This is a genomic window from Pseudomonas sp. HD6422, assembly GCF_025377065.1.
GTDB classification, from domain to species: Bacteria; Pseudomonadota; Gammaproteobacteria; order Pseudomonadales; family Pseudomonadaceae; genus Aquipseudomonas; species Aquipseudomonas putida_U.
Genome location: NZ_JAHWIW010000064.1, coordinates 1 through 12,700, shown reverse-complemented (window position 1 = coordinate 12,700; position 12,700 = coordinate 1). Strand labels below are relative to the sequence as shown.

General features: G+C 62.8%; 8 protein-coding genes. All 8 read left to right on the top strand.

The window, feature by feature from the left end; all coding sequences use genetic code 11:
• Positions 1 to 798 precede the first annotated feature (798 nt).
• Positions 799 to 2,190 carry a polynucleotide adenylyltransferase PcnB gene (locus KY379_RS26715; protein WP_133330462.1) on the top strand — a complete coding sequence of 464 codons (1,392 nt, stop codon included), beginning with the start codon at positions 799 to 801 and terminating at the stop codon, positions 2,188 to 2,190.
• Positions 2,187 to 2,666, top strand: a complete 480-nt coding sequence (gene folK, locus KY379_RS26710; RefSeq protein ID WP_261242463.1) for a 2-amino-4-hydroxy-6-hydroxymethyldihydropteridine diphosphokinase — start codon at positions 2,187 to 2,189, stop codon at positions 2,664 to 2,666. Before KY379_RS26715 ends, folK begins: the two co-directional genes overlap by 4 nt.
• Positions 2,667 to 2,926: 260 nt before the next feature.
• A complete protein-coding gene (gene panB / locus KY379_RS26705; RefSeq protein ID WP_133330458.1) occupies positions 2,927 to 3,727 on the top strand; it encodes a 3-methyl-2-oxobutanoate hydroxymethyltransferase in 801 nt (266 codons plus the stop codon).
• Positions 3,724 to 4,587 (top strand): pantoate--beta-alanine ligase, encoded by an 864-nt coding sequence (gene panC / locus KY379_RS26700; RefSeq protein WP_133330456.1) that lies wholly within the window; start codon positions 3,724 to 3,726, stop codon positions 4,585 to 4,587. The genes panB and panC overlap by 4 nt, the downstream gene beginning before the upstream one ends.
• Before the next feature lie 214 nt (positions 4,588 to 4,801).
• On the top strand, positions 4,802 to 6,466 hold the full coding sequence (pgi, locus tag KY379_RS26695; RefSeq protein ID WP_133330454.1) for a glucose-6-phosphate isomerase: 1,665 nt from the start codon (positions 4,802 to 4,804) through the stop codon (positions 6,464 to 6,466).
• 187 nt (positions 6,467 to 6,653) lie between these two features.
• Complete coding sequence (gene acs, locus KY379_RS26690; protein WP_133330452.1) at positions 6,654 to 8,588, top strand: acetate--CoA ligase; 1,935 nt, start codon at positions 6,654 to 6,656, stop codon at positions 8,586 to 8,588.
• Between the two features lie 40 nt (positions 8,589 to 8,628).
• Positions 8,629 to 9,498 (top strand): oxygenase MpaB family protein, encoded by an 870-nt coding sequence (locus tag KY379_RS26685; protein ID WP_133330450.1) that lies wholly within the window; start codon positions 8,629 to 8,631, stop codon positions 9,496 to 9,498.
• A gap of 78 nt (positions 9,499 to 9,576) precedes the next feature.
• A complete protein-coding gene (locus KY379_RS26680; protein WP_261242505.1) occupies positions 9,577 to 12,513 on the top strand; it encodes a DUF748 domain-containing protein in 2,937 nt (978 codons plus the stop codon).
• The last annotated feature ends 187 nt before the right edge of the window (positions 12,514 to 12,700 follow it).

The window sequence follows — 12,700 nt, the reverse complement described above, 5'->3', positions numbered from 1 at the left end:
CCTCGCAGGGTGCCGGGGTGACCATCTCATTAAGGGACCCGCCGTAAAGGCGGAAGGGGCCAGTAGCGCCGCTACACCCCTCGGATCAGCCACCCAGCCCCAAGCCCCAAAGCCCCAAGCCCAGCCCCAGGTAACACCCCCACCCCAAAGAAATTTGTTACCTCTGCCTTCAAACCGTAACAGTCTCCGAGGCGTACGGTAACGAAACAGCCCCTTTCCAGCCCTTCCACAACCCCCACGGAAGCGCTAACCCATTGATTTTACTAGACTTTCAAAAGTTGGCACGGCACCTGCTATATGCTTGGTACAAAAACAATAACAAGCACAGCAACCAAAATAAGAACAAGACGAAACGGCTCACGCACAATAAAAACAAGACGGCGGAGGCGCAGCTAACTGATTCTTTTGGAGAGGATGCGTGTTTGGGGCTTGCCCCACGACCAGGCAGAGAACAACAAAAACTGCACTATAGCAGCGCCTGAACTGGTTGGATCGATTGATCAGCATGACGTCAGCGGCCAAAGCAATCCGTTTGCTCTTAACCCCCGGTTTGGGGGTCGTCCACAAGCTTCGAGATTTGTGGGCAGGGCACTCAACAAAAACAAGAAGCCCAGCAGAAAAACAATAAGAGCACGTAACGACTTCTTGGGGAGCTTAGGCTCCCCTTGTCGTTTCTCCCCTCCGGAACCCCTTCCCTGCGACCGCCTACACCATTCGCAGAGTAAATGCTAGAATCCCCGCCTATCATGCGGCCATTCTCCTATTCTTGGCCGATCATTCCTTCAAACAGTGCATCCCATGCTGAAGAAGCTGTTCCAGTCGTTCCGTCCGCCCGTACCGGGCCAGCACCACAGGCGCACCACGCCTGAAGTGATCAACAAGAGCCAGCACTCGCTGCAGCGGCACCAGTTCAGCCGCCATGCGGTGAACATCGTCGAGCGCCTGCAAAGCGCTGGCTACCAGGCCTACCTGGTCGGTGGCTGTGTCCGCGACCTGATGCTGGGCATCCCTCCCAAAGATTTCGACGTCGCCACCAGCGCCACCCCCGAGCAGGTCCGTGCCGAGTTCCGCAATGCGCGCATCATCGGTCGCCGCTTCAAGCTGGTCCACGTGCATTTCGGCCGTGAGATCATCGAAGTCGCCACCTTCCGTGCGCACCACTCCGACGAAGACCAGGGTGACAGCCATCGCTCGTCGCACAATGCCAGCGGCCGCATCCTGCGCGACAACGTCTACGGCACCCTGGAAGAAGACGCACAGCGCCGCGACTTCACCATCAACGCCCTCTATTACGACCCGGTCAGCGAACGCATCCTCGATTACGCCAACGGCGTGCACGACGTGCGCAATCGCTTGCTGCGCCTGATCGGCGACCCGACCCATCGTTACCAGGAAGACCCAGTGCGCATGCTGCGCGCCGTGCGCTTCGCCGCCAAGCTCAACTTCGGTATCGAGAAGCACACGGTCCAGCCGATCCGCGACCTCGCGCCACTGCTCAGGGAAATCCCCCCGGCTCGCCTGTTCGAAGAAAGCCTCAAGCTGTTCCTCTCTGGGCAGGGTGCGATCGCCTTCGAGATGCTGGTCGACCTGCACTTGTTCGAGCCGCTGTTCCCGGCCAGCGCCCACGCCCTGGAAGAGCGCCCGACCTATACCCATACCCTGATCAGTCAGGCACTGAACAACACCGACCTGCGAGTCAAGCAAGGCAAGCCGGTCACCCCGGCGTTCCTCTTCGCCGCCCTGCTCTGGCCAGCCTTGCCGGGCCGCGTGCTGCACCTGCAAAACCAGGGTGTACCACCGATCCCGGCCATGAACGGCGCGGCCCACGATCTGATCGCCGAACAATGCCAGCGCATTGCCATTCCAAAGCGCTTCACCCTGCCGATCCGCGAGATCTGGGACATGCAGGAGCGTCTGCCACGACGCAGCGGCAAGCGTGCCGACCAACTGCTCGACAACCCGCGTTTCCGCGCCGGTTACGATTTCCTGCTTTTGCGTGAAAGCGCCGGCGAAGAAACCGATGACCTCGGCCAATGGTGGACCGATTACCAAGACGCCCACGACAGCGAGCGCCGCGAGATGATCCGCGAGTTGGGCGGTCGTGATGACGGCGGCAGCGGTGCCGGTCCACGCAAACGCAAGCGCAGCGGCAGCAAGCGCAAGCGTTCGGGTGACGAGGCAGGCGAGTGATCACGCGCGCCTACGTAGGTCTGGGCAGCAACCTCGATGCGCCTGCCGAGCAGTTGCGCAGCGCATTGCGTGCGCTCGACCAGCTCGATGGCTGCCGGCTGGTCGCCAGTTCCGCGCTCTATACCAGCGACTCGCTGCTCCCCGGCCAACCACGTTACACCAATGCCGTGGCCGCGCTGGACACCTCGCTCGAGCCCTTGGCCCTGCTCGATGCGCTGCAGGCCATCGAAAACGACCAGGGCCGCGTGCGCGCCGAGCGCTGGGGCCCGCGCACGCTCGACCTGGACATCCTGCTGTTCGGCGAGCAGGTGCTCGACCTGCCGCGTCTGAAGGTCCCGCATTACCATATGCACGCTCGCCCGTTCGTGCTCTACCCCTTGGCCGAGCTGGTAACCAGCGACTTCGTGCTGGCCGACGGCCGCACCCTCGCCCAACTGCTGCAAGCCTGCCCATTCGTCGGCCTGGAGCGCCTGTAAAAGGCGCAGCCGACCAGACACAGCCTCGGTAACGCCAGTAACATCTTTACCGTAACAACGCGGTAACAGGATGATTGACTTCCCACATCTTGCTCACGACTATAGGCGTCCTTGAGTGGCACCCAAGTGCCGCATACCCGTATCTAGGCCCGGACGGACCTGTGCCCGAACATCACACCCGATGATGTGCCGCTCCGGAAGATGACTACACGCGTTGTCCGCAGTCGTTTTTCACAGCGCCTGAACGAGGATTTTGCCAAATGCCTGAAGTAACCCTGACCACCCTGCACGGCCTGAAGGCCAAAGGGGAAAAGATCACCATGCTGACCTGCTACGACGCGACCTTTGCCCGGGCTGCCAGCCAAGCCGGCGTCGAAGTGCTGCTGGTGGGCGACTCCCTGGGGATGGTCTTGCAGGGCCACGACAGCACCCTGCCGGTCACCACCGCCGAAATGGCCTACCATACTGCCTGCGTGAAACGCGGTAACGATGGCGCACTGATCCTCGCCGACCTGCCGTTCATGGCCCACGCCACACCCGAACAGGCCTTTGCCAACAGCGCCAGCCTGATGCAGGCCGGTGCGCACATGGTCAAGATCGAAGGCGCCGCCTGGCTGGCCGAGACCATTCGCCTGCTGGCCGAGCGCGGTGTGCCGGTGTGCGCGCACATGGGCCTGACTCCACAAACCGTCAACGTGCTGGGCGGCTACAAGGTACAGGGCCGCCAGGAGGCCCAGGCGCGGCAGATGCGTGCCGATGCCATCGCCCTTGAGCAGGCTGGCGCCGCCATGCTGCTGCTCGAATGCGTGCCCAGCGAGCTGGCCAAGGAAATCACCCTCGCCGTGAACATCCCGGTGATCGGGATCGGCGCCGGCAGCGCCACCGACGGCCAGGTCCTGGTGCTGCACGACATGCTCGGCCTGTCACTGAGCGGTCGCGTACCGAAGTTCGTGAAGAACTTCATGGCCGACCAGCCGGACATCGCCAGCGCCCTGGCTGCCTACGTCAAGGCGGTCAAGGAGGTCAGCTTCCCCGGCAGCGAACATGGATTCAGCGCATGAACACAGTCAAGACCGTCCGTGAGCTACGCGCCGCTGTGGCGCGCGCGCGCAGCGAAGGCAAGCGCATCGGTTTCGTGCCGACCATGGGCAACCTGCACGCCGGCCATGCCGCATTGGTGACCAAGGCGGCGCAACGTGCCGACTTCGTGGTCGCCAGCATCTTCGTCAACCCACTGCAGTTCGGTGCCAACGAAGACCTCGACAAGTACCCCCGGACCCTTGCCGCCGACCAGCAACGTCTGCTCGACGCCGGTTGCAACCTGCTGTTCGCCCCCAGCGTCGAGGAAATGTACCCCGACGGCATGGCGGTGCAGACCCGGGTCGCCGTGCCGCAGTTGTCCGAGGGCCTGTGCGGCGCCAGCCGACCAGGCCATTTCGAGGGCGTGGCGACCGTGGTCAGCAAGCTGTTCAACATGGTCCAGCCAGACCTCGCGGTGTTCGGCGAGAAGGACTTCCAGCAACTGGCAGTGATCCGCGCCATGGTGCGTGACCTGAACATGCCGATCCAGATCATCGGCGAACCCACTGTGCGCGCCGAAGACGGCCTGGCGCTGTCGTCGCGCAACGGCTATCTGACCCCGGAAGAACGCGCCACCGCTCCGGTGGTGTACCGCACGCTCAAGCAGATGGGAGAGGCCATCGTTGCTGGCCAGGTCGATTTCCCGGCACTGGTCGAGCAAGGTAAGCAGCAACTGCAGACGGCAGGCCTGCGCCCGGATTACCTGGAAGTTCGTCACGCCGTAACCCTGCGGCCAGCGACCTTCGGCGACCGCGACCTGGTCATCCTGGTGGCGGCGTACCTGGGCAAGACTCGCCTGATCGACAATTTGTATCTGCATCTGGACGAACCGAGCGCCTGATACGCGCGCTTCTGCGCAGCCTGATCAGCGCTGGCTGACGCTTGGCCGAACCCGCCCCCGGCAGTGACGGGTTCGGCCAAGGATTGATCCTACGCAACTCCTCTTCACTCCCCCATTCCCTGCGCGCGGGCTATGCCTATAATGATGGCCAGCCTGAACCCGGCAGTGACCGCCAAGGTCAAAGGCCACACCACGCATCAAGGAACTCCGCGCAATGGCGTATTACCGTACACCCCACGATGTTACGGCCCTGCCCGCTTGGCAGGCACTCCAGCAACACCGCGACGCCATGCAGGGATTCAGCATGCGCGAAGCGTTCGCCGCCGATGGGCAGCGTTTCGACCAGTTCTCGCTGAGCAGCTGTGGGCTGTTCCTGGACTATTCGAAGAACCTGATCACCGAGCAGACCCGCGAGCTGCTGGTGAACCTGGCCAACGAGGTCGACCTGCAGGCAGCGATCAAGTCGATGTTCAGCGGCGAGATCATCAACGCCTCCGAAGGCCGCCCGGTGCTGCATACCGCGCTGCGCCGGCCGGTGGGCGACAAGCTCAGCGTCAACGGCGTCAACGTGATGCCCGAAGTGCACAAGGTGCTGAACCAGATCACCGAACTGGTCGGCCGTATTCACGACGGTCTGTGGCGTGGCTACAGCGAAAAGCCCATCACCGACGTGGTCAACATCGGCATCGGCGGTTCGTTCCTCGGCCCCGAACTGGTGTCCGAAGCTTTGCTGCCTTATGCCCAGCGCGGCGTGCGCTGCCACTACCTGGCCAATATCGACGGCAGCGAGTTCCACGAACTGTCGGCCAACCTGCGCGCCGAGACCACCCTGTTCATCGTTTCGTCGAAGTCGTTCAACACCCTGGAAACCCTGAAGAACGCCATGGCCGCGCGTACCTGGTACCTGGCCCAGGGCGGCTCGGAGGCCGAGCTGTACCGCCACTTCATCGCCGTTTCCAGCAACAAGGCCGCTGCCGTGGCCTTCGGCATCCGTGAAGAGAACATCTTCCCGATGTGGGACTGGGTCGGTGGACGCTACTCGCTGTGGTCGGCCATCGGCCTGCCGATCGCCCTGGCCATCGGTACCGCCAACTTCAAGGAGCTGCTGTCCGGTGCCTACACCATGGACCAGCACTTCCAGACCGCGCCATTCGACAAGAACATGCCGGTACTGCTGGCGCTGCTCGGCGTCTGGTACGGCAATTTCTGGGGCGCCAAGAGCCACGCCATCCTGCCGTACGACCACTATCTGCGTAACATCACCAAACACCTGCAGCAGCTGGACATGGAGTCCAATGGCAAGAGCGTGCTGCAGGATGGCAGCCCGGTGCACACTGATACCGGTCCGGTCATCTGGGGCGGCGTCGGCTGCAACGGTCAGCATGCCTACCACCAGTTGCTGCACCAGGGCACGCAGATGATTCCGGCCGACTTCATCGTACCGGTGGTCAGTTTCAACCCGGTCGCCGACCACCACCAGTGGCTGTACGCCAACTGCCTGTCGCAGAGCCAGGCGTTGATGCTCGGCAAGACCCGCAGCGAAGCCGAAGCGGAGTTGCGCGCCAAGGGCCTAAACGAAGCGGATGTGGCCAAACTGGCCCCGCACAAGGTGATTCCGGGTAACCGCCCGAGCAACACCCTGGTCGTCGAGCGCATCAGCCCACGTCGCCTCGGTGCCCTGGTTGCGATGTACGAGCACAAGGTATTCGTGCAAAGCGTGATCTGGGGTATCAACGCCTTCGACCAATGGGGCGTGGAGCTGGGCAAGGAACTGGGCAAGGGCGTGTACCAGCGCCTCGTAGGCAGCCTGGAAGAAGGTGCCGAGGACGGCTCGACACAAGGGCTGATCAACTACTTCCGCGGCCGTCACCGCGGTTGACCCGGCCGTGCCCTTGCCCGCTGTCGTGCGCAAGGGTACCTGCTGAATATCTGCCAAGGCCCACTTCACGTGGGCCTTGGCTTGTCCGGGGTCCTACCCTGACAGAACGGGCGAACCCAGCCTGTCTACACTTGTCCATCGAATAGCCGTTGCAGTCCATCGCCCCACAAGAGCAGGACCACCCGCCATGTTCGATATCCGCAATTACCCCCAGGCATTGGCTGTCAGCCAATCTGCCGCCCTCAGCCAAGACGACTACCAGCGCCTGTACCGCCAGTCGGTGGAAGATCCCGATACGTTCTGGGCCGAACAGGCCAAGCGCCTCGACTGGATAAAACCCTGGTCGAGCGTGCAGCAATGCGACCTGAAAACCGGCACCGCCCGTTGGTTCGACGGCGCTCAGCTCAACGTCAGCTATAACTGCATCGATCGCCACCTGGCCCAGCGCGGCGAACAGACCGCCCTGCTCTGGGAGGGTGACGACCCCAAGGATGCCAAGGCCATCAGCTACCGCGAGCTGCATCGCCAGGTCTGCCGCCTGGCCAATGCCCTCAAAGCACGCGGCGTGAGCAAGGGCGACCGGGTGTGCATCTACATGCCGATGGTGCCCGAGGCCGCCTACGCCATGCTCGCCTGCACACGCATCGGTGCCATCCACTCGGTGGTCTTCGGTGGTTTCTCACCCGATGCCCTGCGTGACCGCATTCTCGACGCCGACTGCCGTACCGTGATCACCGCCGACGAGGGCGTGCGCGGCGGCAAGCGCATCCCGCTCAAGCAGAACGTCGACCAGGCCCTGGCCAGTTGTCCGGGCGTCAGCAGCGTGTTGGTAGTCCGTCGCACGGGCGGTAAGGTCGACTGGAACGACAATCGGGATCTCTGGTACCACGAAGCGATTGCCACAGTCGACGACGACTGCCCGCCCGAACCCATGGAAGCCGAAGACCCGCTGTTCATCCTGTACACCTCCGGTAGCACCGGCAAACCCAAGGGCGTGATGCACACCACGGCCGGCTACCTGCTACAGGCCACGCTGACGTTCAAGGTGGTGTTCGACTACCGCGACGGCGAGGTGTTTTGGTGCACTGCCGACGTCGGCTGGGTCACTGGGCACAGCTACATCGTCTATGGCCCGTTGGCCAACGGCGCCATCAGCCTGATGTTCGAAGGGGTGCCCAATTACCCGGACACCTCACGCTTCTGGCAAGTGGTGGACAAGCACCAGGTCAACATCTTCTATACCGCGCCCACCGCCCTGCGCGCACTGATGCGAGAAGGACCGTGGCCACTGCGCAGCACCTCGAGAAAGAGCCTGCGCCTGCTCGGCAGTGTCGGCGAGCCGATCAATCCGGAAGCCTGGGAATGGTATTTCGAGGAGGTCGGGCAGACCCGCTGCCCCATCGTCGACACCTGGTGGCAGACCGAGACCGGCGGCATCATGTTGACTCCACTGCCCGGCACCCCGGTACTCAAGCCCGGTTGCGCCACCCAACCGATGTTCGGCGTGCAGCCGGTACTGCTGGATGACAAGGGGCAACTGATCGAAGGCCCGGGGGCGGGGATGCTGGCGCTCAAGGCCAGCTGGCCAGGGCAGATCCGCAGCGTTTATGGCGACCACCAGCGCATGGTCGACACCTATTTCAAACCGATGCCGGGTTACTATTTCACTGGCGACGGGGCTCGTCGCGATGCCGATGGCCATTACTGGATCACTGGCCGTGTCGACGATGTGATCAACGTGTCCGGCCATCGTATCGGCACTGCAGAAGTGGAAAGCGCGCTGGTGTTGCACGACAGCGTGGCGGAAGCGGCAGTGGTCGGCTACCCCCATGATCTCAAAGGCCAGGGCGTGTATGCCTTCGTCACGCCCATGAACGGTGTCAACGCCACAGACGCGCTCAAGGCCGAACTGCTGGCGTTGGTCAGCAAGGAGATAGGCAGCTTTGCCAAGCCCGAACTGATTCAATGGGCACCGGGTCTGCCCAAGACCCGCTCGGGCAAGATCATGCGGCGTATACTGCGCAAAATCGCCTGCAACGAACTCGACAACCTGGGCGACACCTCGACCCTGGCCGACCCGAGCGTGGTCCAAGGGTTGATCGACAATCGCCTCAACCGATAGCCGGCGGCCATGCCGTGGCCGCCCCGAACGACAGGTCACCATGGAAGCCATCCGCCGTCGCATCGAAACCCAGGTCATGAGCCTCACCGGGCTGGCCCTCGGCCAGCTCGATCTGGAGTCTCCCAAGGGCGACCCTGGCTTGTTCGGCCCGCAGAGCATGAGCTGGCGGGTGCATGGCGATTTCCCCAGCATGCTGATCGGCGGCATCGCCGCATTGCTCCTGCAATTGCTGCATCCAGCCGCACTGGCCGGAGTATGGGACCACTCCAACTTTCGCGGCGACCTGCTCGGCCGCTTGCGCCGCACCAGCCAATTCATCTCCGGCACCACCTTCGGCTCCACCCGCGATGCCGAATGGCTCATCGCCAAGGTGCGCGACATTCATCTCAAGGTCACCGGCAACACGCCCGATGGTCAGCCCTACGCCGCAAGCGACCCGGACCTGCTGACCTGGGTGCACGTGGCCGAAGTCAGCTGTTTCCTGGCCGCCCACCTGCGCTACCGCGACCCTCACCTGCCCCGCACGGAACAGGACCGCTACTACGATGAAATCGCCCTGATCGCCGAGCGCCTAGGTGCCCGGAACGTGCCGCGCTGCTGTCAGCAGGTCGATGACTACCTGCGCGCCATGCGCCCAGACCTGAAATGCGACGCACGCAGCCAGGAGGTGGTCGCGATCCTGCTCGCCGCCCCTGCACCCAGCCGCCTGGCGCAGCCGGTCGGAAAACTGATGCTTCAGGCAGGGATCGACCTGCTGCCCGAATGGGCCGTCGAGATGCTGGCCCTTCAGCAAGGCCCGCTGCACCGGCAACTGGTGCGCCAAGGGGTATTGCGCACTGCCCCGGTGTTGCGCTGGGCCATGCGCAATGGCTCGGCACAGCGGGCCAAACGCCGCATGGGTCTCGAGTGACACTATTTGGCCCTCTCAGCGGAACCGATTTAACGTGCCATACTCCAAGCACTCCTGCTAAGCCAGACGAAGCGACACATGTACAAAGGACTGATACGCGCCCTTGGCGCTCTGCTTGCTCTCGTAGCGCTCTACAGCCTTCTTGGCTTCCTGATCCTCCCCGGCATTGCGCTGCGCATCGCCAACCAGCAACTGACCCAGTACGCGACGGTGCCGGCGCACCTGCAGCGGATCGAACTCAATCCGTTCAGCCTTGAATTGACCTTGTGGGGCCTGCAGATCGGCGAACCTGGCAAGGAACAGGTCGGCTTCGAGCGGCTGTACGCCAACCTGGCGCTGGACAGTCTATGGAGCGGCGCCTTGCACCTGGATGCCGTGGAGCTCGACAAGCCGCGCAATGAGGTGCTGTTCGCCAAGGACGGTACGCTCAACCTGACCCAGCTGTTCAAACTACCGGCCAGCGAACCGAAGCCGGACGAGCCGCCCAGCGACCCGTTCCCGCTGCGTATCGGCAGCATCAAGCTGAGCAACGGCTACCTGCACTTCGAAGATGCGCGGCCAAGCGAGCCGATCGAGTTCGTCTACGACGATATGAACCTTGAGCTGAAGAATCTCAGCACCCTGCCTGACGACAGCGCCGACATGACCCTGGTAGCCCTCGGCCCCAACGGTGGACGTGTCGACTGGAGCGGCACGCTCAGCCTGACCCCATTGGCCTCCGAGGGTAAGCTGAAGATCACCGACGGCAAGATGAAGCTGTTCTGGCCCTATGTCCGCGATGCGGTGCCGCTGGTGCTCGAAGAGGGCGTGTTCAACCTCGATACTCACTACACGCTGAACCTGGCCAAGGAAACCGAGCTGCTGCTGGACAACCTGTCGTTGCGGGTCGCCCCCTTCGCCATCAAGGCCCCGGACGACCGTCAACTGGCACGCTTGGCCAGCCTGGTGGTCAGTGAGACCTCCATCGACCTGGCCAAGCAATTGGTCACCGTCGGCAAAGTCCGCAGCGAAAAGCTTGAGACCTGGGCCGCATTGGAGAAGGACGGTCAGCTGGATTGGCAGAAGCTGTTCGCCAGCCAACCGGCCAAGGCCACACCGAAGCAGAAGGCCGAACCTGCCGCCGCCGAACCCGCACCCGAGCAGAAAGCCGCCCAGACACCGAGCAAACCCTGGCAGGTCCTGCTCAAGGACGTCCAGTTGCGCAACTATCAGGTGCACTTGGCCGACCGCAGCCAGAAGGAGCCGGTGGCCCTCGACGTCGGCCCGCTGAACCTGGACATGCAGGGCTTCGATAGCCTCAACCAGTCGCCCTTCACGCTCAAGCTCGATACTGGCGTCGGCAAGCAGGGCAAGCTCCAGGCTGCAGGTCAGGTCAACCTTGCTCCGGTCACCGCCAAGCTCGACGTCAGCACCCGCGACATCGACCTGCGCGTGGCCCAGGCCTATATCAGCCCGTTCATTCGCCTGGAGCTGCGCAGTGGTATGCTCGCCAGCGACCTCAAGGTCGACCTCAAAAATACCGATCCACTGGCATTCACCGTTACCGGCAAGGCCCAGGTCAACCAGCTGCACACCCTGGATACCATCAAGGACCGCGATTTCGTCAAATGGCAGCAGGTCAACGTCGATGGCCTTTCGTATGTCCATGGCGATGCCCTGTCGATCGACAAGGTCACCCTGCAACAGCCCTACGCACGCTTCATCATCAACGAAGACCGCACCACCAACGTCGACGACCTGCTGATCCCGCAACCAGCGACGCCTGCTGGCGGCTCGCCGGCCAAATCGGCCAGTGCCGGTAGCGACAAACCGCTGGGCATCCGCATCGGCCAGATCGCCATCAACGACGGTTCGGCCAACTTCGCCGACCTGACCCTGACACCGAACTTCGCCACCGCCGTCCAGCAGCTCAACGGCCAGATCGGGACCATCGACAACCGCAAACCGACGCCGGCCAAGGTCGACATCAAGGGCAAGGTGGACCGCTATGCACCCGTGACCATCAAGGGTGCGTTGAACCCATTCAACCCGTTGGCCAGCCTGGACATCGCCACCAGCTTCAAGCGCGTCGAGCTGACCACGCTGACGCCCTACTCCGGCAAGTTTGCCGGCTTCAGAATCCGCAAGGGTCGCTTGAACCTCGACCTGCACTACCTGATCACCAACGGTCAGCTCAAGGCGGAAAACAAAGTGGTGGTCGAGCAACTGCAACTGGGCGAAAAGGTCGACAGCCCGGATGCGGTGGATCTGCCGATTCGCCTGGCAGTGGCCTTGCTGAAGGACACCGAGGGCAAGATCTCCATCGAACTGCCCGTCACCGGCGACCTCAACAACCCTCAATTCAGCGTCATGCCGATCGTGTGGCAGACCCTGCGCAACCTAGTGTTGCGCGCGGCCCAGGCGCCGTTCAAGTTCATCGGTGGCCTGATCGCTGGCGGCGGCGCCGAAGACCTCGGCAGCGTGGCTTTCGCACCGGGCTCCAGCGAACTCAGCGGCGATGCTCGGGGCGCCCTCGACAAACTGGCGGCGGCCTTGCAGAAACGCCCGGAATTGCGCCTGGAAATCGAAGGCACCAGTGCCCAGAGCAGTGACGGCCCCTTGATTGCCCAGCAGCGCCTGGAGCGCGAATATCAAGCCACCTGGTACAAGATCCTGCAACGCCGGGGTGACAAGGTGCCGGCCAATGCCTCTATGCTCACCGTCGATGACAGCGACAAGCCGGCCATGCTCGAAGGTATCTATCGCAGCCGCCTGAAACAGCAGCCACCGGCGGAGTGGGAAAAGCTCAGCCGCGACGAGCGCACTGCCAAACTGCGTGAGGCGGTGATCAAATCATGGGCCGAAAGCCCCTCTCTGCTACGTACTCTGGGCCAGGAGCGAGCCAGTAGCATCAAGGACTACTTGGTCGACAAGGGCAAGCTCGAAGACGACCGGGTCTACTTCATCGACACGACCTTGGGCCAGGCCGAGAGTGATGGCCGAGTCATCACGCCCATGCATCTGGATGCCGAATGAGCTGATGCACAGCGTCTATGAAAAAGGCTCTTCACGGATTGTCGCAGAGCTGGTTTGGTTTGGTTTGGCAATGGGAGTGGGAACGATCCATTTTGTGTAGCGGCGCTACCGGCCCCTTCCGCCTTTACGGCGGGTCCCTTTTGTCTTGGTGTATGGACCGGACACATGGTGGACACATGTACGGGGA